The sequence below is a fragment of the Aureimonas glaciei genome (genome assembly GCF_014643375.1).
Taxonomy (GTDB): domain Bacteria; phylum Pseudomonadota; class Alphaproteobacteria; order Rhizobiales; family Rhizobiaceae; genus Plantimonas; species Plantimonas glaciei.
The window spans coordinates 263,261-278,553 of the sequence record NZ_BMJJ01000005.1; the positions used below are offsets into that span (position 1 = coordinate 263,261).

Annotated in this window: 11 protein-coding genes; 5 read left to right on the plus strand and 6 right to left on the minus strand. The window is 63.5% G+C overall.

The features are described from left to right. Window position 1 precedes the first annotated feature (1 nt). Window positions 2–841 carry an ABC transporter permease gene (locus tag IEX88_RS12910; RefSeq protein WP_188851197.1) on the minus strand — a complete coding sequence of 280 codons (840 nt, stop codon included), beginning with the start codon at window positions 839–841 and terminating at the stop codon, window positions 2–4. A 1-nt stretch (window position 842) separates the two neighbouring features. Then, complete coding sequence (locus IEX88_RS12915) at window positions 843–2,330, minus strand: ABC transporter substrate-binding protein (RefSeq protein ID WP_188851199.1); 1,488 nt, start codon at window positions 2,328–2,330, stop codon at window positions 843–845. 153 nt (window positions 2,331–2,483) lie between these two features. Here IEX88_RS12915 and IEX88_RS12920 point away from each other — a divergent pair, with 153 nt between their 5' ends. Together IEX88_RS12920 and IEX88_RS12925 are read left to right on the plus strand one after the other, a co-directional pair. After that, window positions 2,484–3,194 (plus strand): FCD domain-containing protein, encoded by a 711-nt coding sequence (locus IEX88_RS12920; RefSeq protein ID WP_188851200.1) that lies wholly within the window; start codon window positions 2,484–2,486, stop codon window positions 3,192–3,194. After that, complete coding sequence (locus IEX88_RS12925) at window positions 3,194–5,494, plus strand: molybdopterin guanine dinucleotide-containing S/N-oxide reductase (protein WP_188851202.1); 2,301 nt, start codon at window positions 3,194–3,196, stop codon at window positions 5,492–5,494. The genes IEX88_RS12920 and IEX88_RS12925 overlap by 1 nt, the downstream gene beginning before the upstream one ends. A gap of 221 nt (window positions 5,495–5,715) precedes the next feature. On the opposite strand, the gene IEX88_RS12930 is transcribed toward IEX88_RS12925, so the two are convergent. From IEX88_RS12930 to IEX88_RS12940, 3 genes are all read right to left on the minus strand, one after another. Beyond that, a complete protein-coding gene (locus IEX88_RS12930) occupies window positions 5,716–6,165 on the minus strand; it encodes a hypothetical protein (RefSeq protein WP_188851204.1) in 450 nt (149 codons plus the stop codon). Between the two features lie 154 nt (window positions 6,166–6,319). After that, window positions 6,320–7,546, minus strand: a complete 1,227-nt coding sequence (locus tag IEX88_RS12935; RefSeq protein WP_188851206.1) for a hypothetical protein — start codon at window positions 7,544–7,546, stop codon at window positions 6,320–6,322. 123 nt (window positions 7,547–7,669) lie between these two features. After that, window positions 7,670–8,560: a helix-turn-helix domain-containing protein gene (locus IEX88_RS12940; protein ID WP_188851208.1), complete on the minus strand. Its 891-nt coding sequence runs from the start codon at window positions 8,558–8,560 to the stop codon at window positions 7,670–7,672. Window positions 8,561–9,089: 529 nt separating this feature from the next. On the opposite strand from IEX88_RS12940, the gene IEX88_RS12945 reads away from it, so the two are divergent. Further along, window positions 9,090–9,302, plus strand: coding sequence for a hypothetical protein (locus IEX88_RS12945; RefSeq protein WP_188851210.1), 213 nt, complete (start codon window positions 9,090–9,092; stop codon window positions 9,300–9,302). A 360-nt stretch (window positions 9,303–9,662) separates the two neighbouring features. Here IEX88_RS12945 and IEX88_RS12950 read toward each other — a convergent pair whose 3' ends face one another. After that, window positions 9,663–10,439: a ParA family partition ATPase gene (locus IEX88_RS12950; RefSeq protein WP_188851212.1), complete on the minus strand. Its 777-nt coding sequence runs from the start codon at window positions 10,437–10,439 to the stop codon at window positions 9,663–9,665. Between the two features lie 341 nt (window positions 10,440–10,780). Between IEX88_RS12950 and IEX88_RS12955 the strand changes: the two genes are divergently transcribed. After that, a complete protein-coding gene (locus IEX88_RS12955) occupies window positions 10,781–12,409 on the plus strand; it encodes a FecR domain-containing protein (protein ID WP_188851214.1) in 1,629 nt (542 codons plus the stop codon). A 35-nt stretch (window positions 12,410–12,444) separates the two neighbouring features. Further along, window positions 12,445–15,258 (plus strand): EAL domain-containing protein, encoded by a 2,814-nt coding sequence (locus IEX88_RS12960; RefSeq protein ID WP_188851216.1) that lies wholly within the window; start codon window positions 12,445–12,447, stop codon window positions 15,256–15,258. The last annotated feature ends 35 nt before the right edge of the window (window positions 15,259–15,293 follow it).

Consider the following 15,293-nt stretch of genomic DNA (forward strand, 5'->3'; position numbering starts at 1 on the left):
CTCAGACGCCCCGGATGTCGTTCTTGCGCACCAGCCAGTCCCCGAGGAGATTGCAGGCGACGACGAGCGCGGCGATGACGATGCCGGGATAGAGCACCAGCCAGTTGGCGTTCAGGATGAAGCTGCGGCCCTCGCCGATCAGGTTTCCAAGCGTCGGCGTCGGCGGCTGGACACCGAGGCCGAGAAAGCCGATCGAGGCTTCGAGGATGATCAGCCGCGGCAGATCGAGCGTCAGGAGAACGGTCTGCGGCACCAGGATGTTGGGCAGCACGTGGCGGAACAGGATCGAGCGCCTGGGCAGGCCGATCGCCCGCGCCGCCTCGATGTATTCGAGCTCCCGCACTTCGAGCGTCCGGGCGCGCGCGACGCGGGCGAAGATCGCCCAGCCGGTGACGCCGAGGACGACGATCAGATTGACCAGATTGGGACCGACCACGGCGACGATCAACAGGATCAGGAGGATGAAGGGGATCGCCAGCTGGATGTCGACGGTGCGCATGATCACCGCGTCGACCCAGCCGCCGAAATAGCCGGCGATCATGCCGAGCGCCGTGCCGAGAACCACCGAAATGGCGGAGGCGACGACGACGATGCTGAGCGAGATCAGGGTCCCCTGACCCAGCCGGGCGAGAAGGTCCCGCCCGAGCTGGTCGGTTCCCAGCGGATGCAGCTCGGTGCCGATGGTGGTCATCGGCGGCTTGAACGTCGCGGTGAAGACGCCGCGAAGGGGATCGAGCGGCCAGAACAGCGGCACCCAGACGCACAGGGCGGCCACGGCTATCACCAGAGCCCCGACCAGGACGAGGTCGGCATTTGCCTTGAGCGTGCGCGCCAGGGCCATCTTACTTCTTGTCGATTTCGAACACGGGGATCCGCGCGTCCGGACGGCCGGTGAAGGTCACGTCCTTGGCTTTGCCGTAGATCGAATCTTCCTGGTAGAGCGTCAGAAGCGGCACCTCGTCGGCCGCCAGCTTCTGGATGTCGGCCAGAATGGCCGCGCGCGCCGTCGGATCGACTGTCGAGCGACTCTGGTCGAGAAGCGCGTCGAGGGCGGGGATCGAGACGGTCGAATAGGGCTCGCCGCTGCGCATGATGGCAAAGATCGCCGCATCCGCATCGAGCGTCTGGGTCGAGCCCCAGGCCAGCATGAAGACCGGTCCCTTGCGCGGCACCTGCTGGACGTAGACCGACCAGTCCAGCACTTCCAGCTCGACCTTGACGCCGACCTCGCCGAACATCTGCGCGATCGCCTGGGCGATCTCGCCGTCCTTCATGTAGCGGTTGGTCGACTGCATCTTGATCGAGAAGCCGTCGGGAAGCCCGGCTTCAGCCAGCAGCTGCTTTGCCTTTTCCGGATTGTATTCGGGCGCCGGGATGTCGACATAGCCGAAATCGGCGGGGCCGACCTGCGTGCCTTTGACGCTCGCCATGCCCTGCAGGATATTGTCGACCAGCGACTGGCGGTCGATCGCCAGATTGAGGGCCTGACGGACCTTCAGCTCGTCGAGCGGCTTTTCGCTCATCACCAGGCCGAGATAGATGGTGTTGCCGCCGTTCTTCACCTGGACGAGGTCGGCGTCGGGGCTTTCCCGGACCATCGGCACGAGATCGACCGGCACGTTCTCGATGATGTCGGCCTCGCCGGTAAGGAGGGCCGTGGCACGGGCCGTGCCTTCCGGAATGGCCTTGAAGGTCACCGTCTCGATCGCCGGCGCGCCGCGCCAGTAATCCTTGTTGGCTTCGAGGATGACGTGCTGGTCGGGAATGAATTCGACGAACTTATAGGCGCCGGTGCCGACCGGATGGGTCGCGAAGCCGTCGTTGCCGACCTCCTTCACGTATTTCGGCGGCACGATATAGGCGGGATAGCGGCTCATGCGGGTCGGCAGCAGCGGGTCCGGCGCCGAGGTCGTGATGCGGACGGTGGACGGGTCGACGATGTCGACCTTGGTGATGGTGCGGATGTAGGACAGGGTCGGCGACTTGGCGGCCGGATCGAGCACGCGATCGAGCGTGAACTTGACCGCCTCGGCATCGAAGGCCTCGCCATTGTGGAACTTGACGCCCTGACGGAGCTTGAACTCCCAGGTGTTGTCGTCGATCGACGTCCACGATTCCGCCAGGCCGGGGACGAGCTGCATCTTGTCGTCGCGCATGACCAGGGTGTCGAAGATGTTGTCGACGATCGTGGCGGATTCCCTGAGGAAGCCCGGATCCATCGCCACCGTCGAGGCGGCACGCGCGATCACGATGTCCTTTTCCTGCGCGAAGAGCGGCGAGGCCGGGAGCAGCACCGTGGCTGCCATGAGCAGGGCGAAGAGGCTTTTCATGCGACGGCACCTTCATTGCGGGGTTGTACCAAGACGCGCTGACGATCTCGGCCGGACACTTGTCACCGGATGTTCGATATAGGATATATTCTTTGAGTGCAACATCTAGGCGCTTATGGTAGGTGATGCAAAAGTGAGCATTGGATTGGAGCGATGGCATTGACGGTTGTTTTTCAGGCGGCACAGCGCCGAAGCCTTGTCAGCCAGGTGGAGGGAGAACTGCGCAGTGCTTTGATCGAGGGCCGCCTCAAGCCCGGCGCCCGGCTGGTGACGCGCGACATCGCCGAATCGCTGGGCACCAGTATTACCCCGGTACGCGAAGCCCTGGTTCGTCTGGTCGCTTCCGGCGCCCTGACGGCCGAGCCGGCGCAGTCCTTCCGCGTCCCTGTCCTCGCCCATGCCGACTATGCCGAGATCGCGGAAATCCGCAAAGCGGTCGAGGGATTGGCCGCCGGCAATGCCGCCCAGCGCATCGGCCCCGCGGATATCCGGCGCCTGGAGGCTCTGCTCGCCGACTATCTCGCCGCGCGCTCGGGAGAGGAGCCGGCCGAGGCCCTTCAGGCCAACAAGGCGTTCCGATTTGGTCTCTACAAGCTGGCCGACATGCCCAATCTGATGGACGTGATCGAGACCCTCTGGCTGAAGACGGGACCCGGCTTCAACTATCTCTTCCCGCAGCAGCGCAACGACTTCAACGGCCACCGGAACTACGAGGACCTGCTGAGCGCCATGCGCCAGCGCGACGCCGCAGCCGCCCGCGCCGCCATCGAGCACGCGATCGATGACGGCACCCGGGTGGTGCTGCGGGCTTTGGAGGAGCGCGACCGGTCGCCTCGGGACCCGCGCCCGGCTCAGGCGTTCTGATGGCATACACCACGGCGCATTGGGGCATCTACGAAACGCGGAGCGGCGAGGACGGGCTGGAGATCCTGTCCTGGCACGAGGATCCCGACCCCTCCCCCATCGGCCTGTCCATGGCGGCGCCCGAACTCGACGCCGTGCGCATCACGCGCCCGGCCGTGCGGCGCAGCTGGCTCGAGCAGGGCCCGGGCGCGAACCCTCACCTGCGGGGACGCGAACCCTTTGTCGAGGTCGACTGGGCGACGGCCACGGCGCTCGTCGGCGACGAAGTCCGGCGCGTGGCTGAGACCTTCGGCAACGAGGCGATCTTCGGCGGCTCCTACGGCTGGGCCAGCGCCGGACGCTTCCATCACGCCCAGAGCCAGGTTCACCGCTTCCTGAACCTCGCCGGCGGCTATGTCGGCCATGTCGACAACTACAGCCTGGGGGCCGGGCGGGTGATCCTGCCGCATGTGGTCGCCTCGACCGAAATCCTCCTCGACATGCACACCTCCTGGGATGTGCTGCAGCAATCGACCGACCTCTTCGTCGCCTTCGGCGGCGTTCCGGTGAAGAACGCGCAGATGTCTTCGGGCGGCGCAGCGCGCCACCGCGTGCGGCCTGCGCTCGACGCGATGGCGCAGCGCGGCTGCCGCTTCATCAACATCAGCCCGGTCGAAGACAGCGTCCCCGTCGCCGCCGAATGGATCGCGATCCGGCCGAACACCGATGTCGCGATGATGCTGGCCATCGCCCATACGCTGCTGGTCGAAGACAGGGCCGACCGCGCCTTCCTCGCCAGCCACTGCGTCGGCTTCGAGACCTTCGCGCGCTATCTCACCGGCGCTTCGGACGGCGTGGCGAAGACGCCGGGCTGGGCGGCAGAGATCACCGGCGTCGACGCGGACCGCATCGCGCGGCTCGCCCGGGAGATGCACGCCGCGCGCACGATGATCAACGTCTCCTGGTCGCTGCAGCGGGCGGTGCATGGCGAGCAGCCATTCTGGATGACGGTCGTGCTCGCCGCCATGCTCGGCCAGATCGGCCTGCCCGGCGGCGGCTTCGGCGTCGGCTACGGCGCGCTCAACTCGGTCGGGCACGGCAATGCCAAGTTTAAGGGGCCGACCTTTCCGCAAGGCGAAAACCCGGTGAAGGCGTTCATTCCCGTCGCCCGCATCGCCGACATGCTGCTCGATCCCGGCGGCACCTTCACCTACAACGGCAAGACGCAATCCTATCCCGACATCAAGCTCGTCTACTGGGCCGGCGGCAATCCCTTCCACCACCATCAGGATCTCAACCGCCTGATGACCGCATGGCAGCGGCCCGAGACGATCGTCGTCAACGAACAGTCCTGGACGGCCACGGCGAAGTTTGCTGACATCGTCCTGCCGGCAACGACGATGCTGGAGCGCGACGACATCGGCTCGTCCGGCGGCGAGGAGCATGTCGTGGCGATGAAGCAGGCGGTGACGCCCTTTGCCGAGGCCCGCGACGATCACGCCATCTTCGCCGCGATCAGCGCCCATCTCGGCTTCGGCGAGGCCTTCACCGAGGGGCGGACGGTCGAGCAGTGGCTGGCGCATCTGTACGAGGCCGCGCGAGACCGGGCCGGCGACAAAGCGCGCCTGCTGCCGCCTTTCGCAAAATTCTGGGAGCAGGAGCTCGTGGATCTCGCGCCCATGGCGGCGCCCATCGTCATGCTCTCGGCCTTTCGGGCCGACCCGCAGCGCCACCCCCTGCCCACGCCCTCCGGGAAGATCGAGATCTTCTCCGAAACAGTCGCCGGCTTTGCGCTCGAAGACTGCGCCGGCCACCCCACCTGGTACGCGCCCCCGGAATGGCTGGGCAGCCCGGCCGCGCAGACGACGCCCCTGCATCTTGTTTCCGACCAGCCGACGCGGCGCCTGCACAGCCAACTCGATGCCAGCCCGCACAGTCGGGCCGGCAAGATCGACGGCCGCGAGCCCATTGACATCCATCCCTCCGACGCCGCCGCGCGCGGCGTCGTCGATGGCGACTGCGTAGAAATCTTCAACGCGCGCGGGCACTGTCTTTCGACCGCCCGCGTGACGGCGGGCATCATGCCGGGTGTTCTGCGGCTGTCGACCGGGGCGTGGTTCGATCCGGATCCGACCAGCGGCCTCGAGCGCCACGGCAATCCCAATGCCCTGACGCTCGACCGCGGCGCCTCGACGCTCTCCCAGGGTTGCAGCGCCCAGACCTGTCTGGTGGATCTGCGGAAATGGGCCGGCGAGGCGCCGGCCACCACCGCCTTCGACCGCCCGCCTTTTGTGGCTCCGTCCGACCGTCGGCCGGGATAGGGCGGCACCCAAGCCGTAAGGCGGGCCTCGAATGACACGGCATCGCCCGAGACGGGCCGACGCGGAAGCCCTCCGCCGAGCGCTTCGACGGTCGCCTGCGCGACCGTCTGATCAAAACGCTGCTCTCGTCGCCGCAGCAAGCGCTGGCGATCCCAGCCCGGTGGCCGCCCGACGACAACACGCTTTGCCCCCATTGGAGCTCTCCGCTGGTCTCGCCATCGTCAGCGCCCGTACCGCTGGCGAAACCCCAGCAGCGAAACGTCCCGCTGCATCTCCATCACGTTGGCATTCTGGACTTCGACATGGGCCGTCTTGCCCCGCTCGAAGGCGTACAGGAATTTGCGAAAATGATCGCTGTCCCGTCCGAACGAGAAGCGACAGGAAGATCCGCTGTCGGAATACTCGCAGTCGTCCGTCGTCAAAATCCGGGAATGCAGCGGGATCGAGCTCCGGTCGATCCAGATCGAGATCTTCGCCCCGGGATTGCCCAGCCGACGCGTCGTCACCACCAGTTCGACAGGCTTTCGGTTCTTGTCCCGCTGGAAGCTGAACGTGACGTTCTGCCCGTTGCGCTCGCCGACCATCAGGTCGACGGAATCCGCCTTCGCCATGGAGAGAGGCGGCATCGACAGGATGGCGCAGAAGACAAAGAGTAGCTTGGCACTGTACATCTGCGATGGCCTTTCGTGTTGAGATGGAGAGATCTGCACCGCCTCGAGCCGAGGCTCCGCTTCTTGCCAGCCAGAGATATCGAAGCGCGGGCAACCGCGCTTCGATCCGGCAGGGCGTTCCATGGCGGGTGGGTCGGAGAGCCGCTGGCTGCCGCTAGTTCACGCGGTAAACCACCGGGCAGTTCACGATGAAGCCGAGAGGTTTTGGCGGGCCGCCCTCCAGGCTTTCGATGATGCCCTTGGCGCCGGCATCCTCGATGGCGATCGCGTCGGTCAGCTTCGTGCGATAGCCTTTTTCGATGGCCGCATCAGTCCACCTGACCGGGAACAGGCGCCACATCGGGCTGTAGTCGAGATTGATCGTCGGGATGCCGCCGAGGACGTTCAGGGGCCCATGGCTCCCCGCATCCGACAGCGCGCTGTTGACGCCCTGCCGGAACGGGTTGTCGATGCCCGTAGGGCCATTGGCGATGGCGTAGATGCGCTCGGCGGATTCGCCCGGCGCCGCATCTTCGAGCGCAAACGGCAGATCGCCGGTCGCCGGCGCCAGCGTCGCGGTTTCCAGGCTGGCGATCAAGGGATGGTTCGACTCGGTCGAGATGTAGAAGATGGGTTTTCCGAACGTGTAGCCGAGCGTCATCTGGAGCGTCACCGTCCCATCGCGCGGGCAGATCTTCCTGACCTTGTCGTGCACCTTCGCAAAATCCGGGCTGCCGTCGCACATCGTGTCCAACGTCTCGGCGGAGACGTCGAAGGCGATTGTCGGCATGTTGAAGACGGCATTCTTCGCGTTGTCGAGCGCGACCAGCGGCGAGTAGTCGGCATCGCCGACCGATCCAGGCTGGAAGGCTTTGGGCGGAAAGAAGTTCGGCGCCTCGCCCGGCGTTACGCTGTGCGCGGGCGAAAAGTCGACCTTGCCGGCATCGAAGGTGAATGTCCCGTCCCTCTCGAAACGGCCTGTGCGGGCCGCTTTCCCCGTGATGCCATAGGCCAATTTGGCCGAATAGTTGATGCCGTGGAGGTTGGCGAGATTTTCGTCCGTGACGTCTGTCAGGATCGACCAGACAAGCTCTCCGCTGGCGAGCTTGCCCTGGCGCAGCGGCAGCGTCACCGTTCCCGCTTCCAGATCGACGATGGCCGACTTCATCAGCAGGACCGGCCCCAGAAAGGACGGATTGACCTCCGACGGCGACGGCTGCGCCACCACGATGTGCTGATCGGGAAAGATCGATTTCGGCGCCGGGCGCGCCTCGTGCAGGGGCAGGCCCTCGATCCCTCGGTTGATGACTTCAGCCTCTGCGTTCTGAAAGGACGAGGCGATCCCCAGTCCCGCAAGGGCGATCAAACCAGTTCTGTGTAGACTTTCATGTCCAAGTTTCATGCCGCTATCCAGTCTCGATTGGACCACGCGTCACTTCGCGCCCCCCATAGCTAGCCGAGACAGGAAGGCCGCTATTCCAGGAAGATCCGGTCGTTTACGGATCTTTCCGGTGATCCTTTCGCTTCACGAGTTTATCAATGACAGCCAGGCGCCCGGCGGCATGGTGGTGACGCGGCGAAACATCGACGTGAAATGCTGCTGCGAGCTGAAGCCGCAATGGAAGGCCACATCGGCCAGGCGTTCGCCTTTGAGCATCAACTCCTTCGCCTTCTCGATCCGTCGCATCAACAGGTAGCGGTGCGGTGTCACGCCCATCGAGCGGGTGAAGGACGTACAGAAATGGCGGGGCGACAGACCGGCGACGCGTGCGATCCGCGCCAGGGGCACTTCGTCGGCAAGATTGGCTTCGATGAAGTCGAGAACGTCCTGCAAAACGCGGGACGGCAAGCCCCGGGCTGCGCGCCGCGGAGGGGCGGCCCGATTTGAGTGGTGGCCGAGGAGGTGAAGGGTCAGGAGCACGCCATAGCTCTCCGCCTCCAGAACAGAGGCCGGATTCTTGGTGTCGCCGGCGCGCCTGACATAGAGGTCGACCATTCTGCGCAAGGCCGGATCTGTCGCCAGAATGCGGTCGTCCCGCAGTTCGAGCCCGCTGGCGGAGGCGCCACTGTCCTCTTCATACACCGAGGCGACAAATTCCGACGTGAAGTAGATCTGGCAAATCGCGACGGCTGAATCTGCTCGGTAGCGCCGGGAAAGACCGCCGGGATACAGCATGAAACTATCGGGATGCGCTCCGCCCTTCCGGCCGGTAAAACGGCCATCCAGACGTTCCACAGGCCCCCCAGAGCGAACGAAGCTCAGGGAGGCGTGGTCATGGGGCCGGTAGGTGATGTCGAACCCGCGCCGCGCCCGCCACAGGCCGAAGGGCATAGTCCATCCACCCGGGATGCCGAACAACCCCTCAGCCTGCATCGAGGGGTGGTTCTTCAATAGATCCGATGCCTGGTCGGGCACTCCAGTGAATCCGACCCTCTTCATAGCAGCCGACCTCATTTTTCTCCTCGAAAGCCTCCCATGCTATGAGCTTCAGCGATGTTCGCCGAAATGATCTGCGTTCTGGGCCTGCTGCAACTTTGATCCATCGTTCAGAATCACCGGATGGACATGCCGTCGCGGCCGGCCAACTGACTCCAGTACGCGCCGCAAGGATCAAACGTTACAGAGATCAGAATTTTGAGCCGTTGCTTGTCGCAGCTCCGCAGATCTCAGCATGTCGCCAACGGGCCGAGTTTCGACTGTCTCCTGCTAAAGAGCCCTCGAGAACTGCTGCCCGTCTGCATACGACCCATCACGGCTGTTCAGCGGCCCGCGTGCTTGGTCCCAAAGCGCTCATTCGTTTGCCGTCGAGACCGTCCTTTTCGCCTCCGAAAAGGCAGCAGAGTTGGAACACGCGGCGCACCTGTTGCCGGCCACCGAATTTGCTCTCTGAATTGATAGACCCTCGGCCCTGGTCCGTGCTTGAAGCGCGGTCATGTCGAGTACAATGATCCTGCTCCTGGTGGTGGCAACGCCGATCGCCCTGTCGTCGCTTGCGTTCTTCTACGCGTCGCTCCAGCCCCGCCGCGATGCCCGCCGGTGGCGGAAGCGCGCGTCTTCATCGGACCGCTGGCCGGGCTTGCCCGAGACCGACGACAAGCCGCCGGAAGAGGCCGACGCCCCGCGGCCCCGTCACCGGCCACGTCACATTGATGAATGAGAAATCTGGTAGGCCCGGAGGGACTCGAACCCCCAACCAAAAAACCGTTATCCTGCAACCACTTAGCCTACGCCACCTTTTGCATGTTATGCAGTTTTCTCTGCAGTGCAAGGCCGATTAAGATGGTGCCACTCCCGTCTTCGCAACCGCCGTAGTCTTCGGACTCGAAGGTGTGTCGAACTACGAACTCCCAGGTTGCGCCTGCAAGAACGAACTCAAAACACCTGACTAACTGAAAATGCTGCCCAAAAAAAAATGAAGGCGAAACCATAAAAGACAAGTTTCGGGGCTACGGCAGCTCTGCGCCCATTTCGGCCCTCTATGGTTCTAAGGATGCTCCCGAACTCGCCATTCGAGACCTCAAGCGGCCACGCGTCGGTCGTGGCGAATGGTATCGGCAATGCGAGATGCGAGGATCGAGCCCGCGGAGTGTAGAACCCCGAGGTTCGCTGCCATCGCTCTTGCCTCGTCCTGCGCACGTGCAATACCTGGTGCGGTGTCGTCACTGAGCGTGAACAGGGTACCCCCGAACATGAATGGCGCTTCGTAGGCGGCTCGCTGCGCTAGGCCAACCGGAAAGCGCTCAGTTGTCGAGCGCTCAACTTCAGCTTCCACGGCCCTAGCGATGCGGCTCGGGATCTGTGCAATGGCCGTTGCCACGAAGCACCGTCGTTTGGTGGTGCCTTCCAGCTCCGTTGCCAGAAGCTGATCTGTCAGTGCAGCTGCGAACGCGGACAGCGGTGAGAAGCGTAGTGGAATCAGAACCGTGGCAGCCAGACGCGTTGCTGCCCGCAGCACCTCGGGCCGAGTGCCAGCATCGATGATCACCACTGCACGGCGTTCGATGCCCTCGCGGACCAGCCCTGCCAGTTGGTTCGTCTTTTCACATTTGGCGACCTCGATCTGGATTGGCTTGCCTGGCTTCGATGCCCAGGTCGACAGATCATGAGTGTTGCCCGCGTCAATCAGAAACACGGGCGTTCTAGTCGAAGCAGATGCCGATGCGATCGTAAGGGCCAGAGTCGAAGCGCCGGCGCTTTTGACCGAGCCGATCGAAATAACGGGGAAGGCTGTACCGTGAACTGAAGAGGCGGCGCGCTCCTGCGCCATCCGAAACCTGGAGGCAAAAGCTCTCATTCAAACAGGTCCTTGGCTGGGTTTTGGCTGTCTTTGAGTTTGCCCGGAGCAGGTGGCGCGAAGCTGACCTCACGCCGGGCCAAACCTAGCGACGCAGTTCGTCTTCCTGTCGGGCCCAGCCTGCCACGACAAACATTACCGGCCGCTGCCCGCAAAAGAGAGCAGCCTGGCCACTGGCCGGACTTTACTCCGCCGTACGGCGTTTCGCCGGCGCTCCTGTGGCCTGGGTTGTCACCGCCGTGCACACAGACCCGTGAAGCTAAACCTTTGGGCGCTCTCTTAATTGGCCATTAGAGACGAGTTTGTAAGGTCCAGCCATCTTCTCGAGTTGGTGGCCAATCATGACAAAGCTGTTTCCCTTCGCGGTTGCGATCTTGGTATCGCTGATATCCGCAACGCAGTGCTGGGCGCGAGAATGGGTAGTCGATCGGGTTTCGGGCACAGCCTACGTAGTTATGTCGGCAAGTGAGCGCATCGCGATAAAGCGCGAGATGACGATCGCTGAGGGACTGACTGTCGCAACCTCCAAGAATGGCCGCGTCCGCCTAGTCAGCGAGAGCAACGTGATGACGCTTTTGCCCAATACTGCGGCGGCGGTTATCCCGAAATCGTTCTTCAGCTCGAAGACGGAGGTTCTGCAGCGGACGGGCAGTATTGAGTTCGACATCCAGAAGCGCTTGCGGCCGCATTTTACCGTGCAAACACCGTATATGGCCGCTGTCGTGAAGGGCACGAAGTTTACGATCAGCGTCAACAAGACAAAGACGGAAATTGGCGTTGAGCGCGGCCTGGTGCAGGTAAGCGATTTGCGGACCGGCCAAAGCGCCGCCGTTGGTGCGGGCCAGAGCGCCGCCATTGCTTCCTCAAAGGGCGGGCTTCGCACTGGAGGTGTCCAGGCGCCAGCCATTACTCAAGGTAAACCCGACGCGGCTTCGGTCGCCCCGGTAGGGGTGACCCTGTCTGACTTTCGCGCGCAAAACGCTGACACTAAAGCCAGCGTCTCTATTGGACAGCCAGGATCGGGCGACACAGCCAGAGGCAGTGCGGCAGGCAAGAGCAGCGAAGGGAATGCCAGCAACGCGGCGGGCAACAGCGGCAACGCTGGCGACAACGGCAACGGCAGTGCCGGAGGCAAAGGAAACGACGGCAACGGCAATGGCAACGGCAACGCTGGCGGCAACGGAAACGGCGGGAGCAACGGCAATGCCGGGGGCAAAGGAAACGACGGCAACGGCAACAGCAATGGCAACGCTGGCGGCAACGGAAACGGCAGCGGCGGGAACAACGGCAACGGCAATGCCGGAGGCAAAGGAAACGACGGCAACGGCAACAGCAACGCTGGCGGCAATGGAAACAGCAGCGGAGGGAACAACGGCAACGGCAATGCCGGAGGCAAAGGAAACGACGGCAACGGCAACAGCAACGCTGGCGGCAATGGAAACAGCAGCGGCGGGAACAACGGCAACGGCAATGCCGGAGGCAAAGGAGACGACGGCATCGGCAACAGCAACAGCAACGGCAACGCTGGCGGCAACGGAAACGGCAGCGGCGGGAACAACGGCAACGGTAATGCCGGAGGAAACGGCGAGAGCGGCAACGCTGGTGGCAACGGAAACAGTAACGCCGGCGGCAACGGAGATGGCGATGGCGCCAATGGAAACGCTGGCGGCAACGGAAACGGCAATGCCGGGAACAACGGCGACGGCGCCGGTGCCGGTGCCGGTGGAAGCGACGACAGCGGCAACAACGGCGGCAACGGAAACGGCAACGCTGGGAACAACGGCAACGGCGCCGGTGCCGGGGGAGACGGCAACGGCAATGCTGGCGGCAACGGAAACAGCGACAGCGGCAACGGCAACGGCAACGGAGCCGGAGCCGGAGGTGATGGTAATTCGGCCGGCAACAACGGCAGCGCGGGCGGAAGCGGCGGTGGCGCCAGCGGCAATGGTGGCGGGAAAGGCAGATCTTAGCTCCATTGTATAGGCCAGTTGGTCCGGAACGAAAGGTGAAGCGGTCGCTGCGCCATGGGTGGAACGGCAAGCGCGTTCTTCGGAGCGCCTGGCTGGTTGTCGTCATCTCGCTCTGTCTCCTGGCGGCAGAGCTCGGGGGCCTGTTCAGCGCTCTGGATAGCCGGCTCTCCGAACTGCGTTTTGCCAGCCATAGCCGCGCCCCCACGGGGGACGTGGTGCTCGTCGACATCGATGCGCGGAGTATTGCGGGCATTGGAGTATGGCCTTGGCCAAGGCATCTCCACGCCGATCTCCTTTCGGCTGCAGCAAAGGCCGGAGCGGCGAAGGTCGCCTTCGACATCGATTTCTCGTCGGCGTCGACCGAGGCAGAGGACAACGCTTTCGCCGCCGCGCTTAGCGATGCAGGAGTCGAAACCTACCTCGCCACCTTCGCTCAACCGGCAACTGCAGGAGATAAAATCCTCCAGCCGGCAATGCCGATCGAAAAGTTGCTCCGCGTGTCGTGGCCCGTTAGCGTCGATGTGCCTCTGGATCCAGACGGAGTGATACGCCGGTTCCCGTATTCATCCGATTCGGCCGGCGAGAGACAGGACTCGATGCCCTCGGTGCTCGCCGGCCGCGATGGCGGAACTGGCCTGTTCGGGATTGACTACAGCATTGCCGCTTTGGACGTCCCGCGAGTTTCGTTTGTGGACCTTATCGCCGGGCGCATCGATTCCGAATTTCTCGCTGATAAATCGTTGATCGTCGGTGCGAGCGCAGTCGAGCTCCATGACTTCTTCACGGTTCCAGTGTTTGGCACCGTCTCGGGATCGCTTGTGCTCGCGCTGGCGACCGAGACACTCCTCCAGGGCCGGGAACTGACTGAACAGCCGATTCCTGCCTTCTGCCTTGGCATCTTCGGCCTCCTGGCCTTCTTCAGTACCGCTCGCCTCCGTACGGGACCGGCTGTCGTCCTGCTCGTTATGGCCATCGTCTGCACCGAAGTCGCGGCCCTAGCCCTGCAGCAGTACGGATCGGTCGTCATCGCGACCGCAAGGCTCGACAGTCTCGCCCTCGCCTCGGTTGTGTGGACGTTGCTGCGCGAGTTCGACCTGGGACGCATTCGGGTGTGGATCGCCCGGATCCAGGCCGCGAACTCTCACAGCATGCTTGAGCGCGTGATTGACGAAAGTTTCGACGGCATCGTCATTCTGTCCAGAGACGGGGCCATCGCACGGGTTAATGCCGAGGCCGCCGCGCTGCTCAATGTCCGCCGGAGTGCACTCAGGCACCTTGAGGATTTGCCTAACGCGTTGTGCCAGTCGATCCGCGCCGCTATTCAATCGGCTACAGCGACGGGCGCGCCGGAAGATCGAGCGTTACGCCAGATGACCCTTTCCGGCGACGGAGCCGACGGCGGCGGTCGAGTACTTGAATATACGATCGCGCCGTTCTGGATGAAGGGCATCTCGGCCGCCACGGACGGGACCGCTGCGGACGTCCTTCACCTGTGCCTGACCCTGCGCGACGTGACCATCCGCGAGCAGGCGCAGAAGCGGATGCGATATCTCGCATTGCACGACTCTTTGACCGGCCTCGGCAATCGGCGCTCGCTCGAAGAGGCCATCGCGGAGCTCGGAACCGGAACGGAGGCAAGCGGCGTTGCGCTGCTGGCTTTTGACTTGGATCGCTTTAAGGCGGTCAACGATGCCCTCGGTCACGCAACGGGCGATGCGGTTTTGGTTGAGACCGCTAGGCGAGCCCGTAAGGTGTTCGGAGCCAGGGCTTTTCATGCGCGCATCGGAGGCGACGAATTCGCCGTCCTTCTGGATAGTAGCACAGCAGACCAGGCGGTTGAGGCGGCGTCCCGCTTTCTTCATGCGGTGAACGAGCCGTACAACATTAGAGGCCACCGGATTTCGATCGGCACAAGCGTCGGCATCGGCTGGTGGCCCTCGAAAGTGCTTGATGCTAGCGACATGATGCGCCAGGCCGATCTTGCGCTCTACCGGGCCAAGGTGGCGCCGTCGGAGCGCGTCGCCGTCTTTGAGAGCGGCATGGAAGTCGACCGTATGGCTCGGCTTTCTCTGGAGCAGGACATCGAGGGGGCGTTAGACAAAGGTGAGTTTGAGCTTGTCTATCAGCCACAGGTGATACTCGATACGGCGCAGATCATCGGAGCCGAGGCCTTGATAAGGTGGCGGCATCCCCTGCGGGGCTACGTGTCCCCTGCCGCTTTCATTCCCGTCGCCGAGGAGATGGGTCATATCCATAGCCTGGGCGCCTTTGTGCTCGAGGTGGCCTGCCGAGAGGCCACCCACTGGCCGCGTGACGTGAAGATCGCGGTCAATGTCTCAGCGCTTCAATTCGAAGCCGGCGATATAGTCGGAGCGGTTCGCCGGGCCCTGGTGAATTCCGGGCTCGAAGCACGGCGATTGGAGCTCGAAATTACCGAATCGGCGTTTGCTACGGACACGGACCGGTTGCGAGAAACGTTCACTGACTTGCTGGCCTTAGGTGTCAGCTTTGCTCTCGACGATTACGGGACCGGGTTTTCCTCCCTTGGATACCTGCACCGCTTTCCGATATCCAAGATCAAGATCGACCGCAGTTTTGTGACCGACGCTCCTACCAGTTCCCAGTCGATGGCCGTCTTACGGTCCATCATCACTCTCGGGGACGGTCTGAAGATACGCACAATAGCCGAAGGAATCGAGACAATCGAGCAAGCGCAGGCGCTTCGGGCCATTGGCTGCACCGAGGGACAGGGCTACCTATACTCAAAGCCTATCAGCAGCGTCGCCTTCCGCACGCTGGTCACCAAGCGTCCGACTGAACCTGAATCTCTCTTACTTGCGGCTTCGTAGCCGCTTGTCACGCAGCGGACCAGGGTGATCCGTGC

Bases quoted from the DNA above. Each gene is read 5' to 3' on its own strand.
- IEX88_RS12910 (WP_188851197.1), bottom strand. From the start codon at position 841: ATGGCCCTGGCGCGCACGCTCAAGGCAAATGCCGACCTCGTCCTGGTC.
- IEX88_RS12915 (WP_188851199.1), bottom strand. From the start codon at position 2,330: ATGAAAAGCCTCTTCGCCCTGCTCATGGCAGCCACGGTGCTGCTCCCG.
- IEX88_RS12920 (WP_188851200.1), top strand. From the start codon at position 2,484: ATGGCATTGACGGTTGTTTTTCAGGCGGCACAGCGCCGAAGCCTTGTC.
- IEX88_RS12925 (WP_188851202.1), top strand. From the start codon at position 3,194: ATGGCATACACCACGGCGCATTGGGGCATCTACGAAACGCGGAGCGGC.
- IEX88_RS12930 (WP_188851204.1), bottom strand. From the start codon at position 6,165: ATGTACAGTGCCAAGCTACTCTTTGTCTTCTGCGCCATCCTGTCGATG.
- IEX88_RS12935 (WP_188851206.1), bottom strand. From the start codon at position 7,546: ATGAAACTTGGACATGAAAGTCTACACAGAACTGGTTTGATCGCCCTT.
- IEX88_RS12945 (WP_188851210.1), top strand. From the start codon at position 9,090: ATGATCCTGCTCCTGGTGGTGGCAACGCCGATCGCCCTGTCGTCGCTT.
- IEX88_RS12950 (WP_188851212.1), bottom strand. From the start codon at position 10,439: ATGAGAGCTTTTGCCTCCAGGTTTCGGATGGCGCAGGAGCGCGCCGCC.
- IEX88_RS12955 (WP_188851214.1), top strand. From the start codon at position 10,781: ATGACAAAGCTGTTTCCCTTCGCGGTTGCGATCTTGGTATCGCTGATA.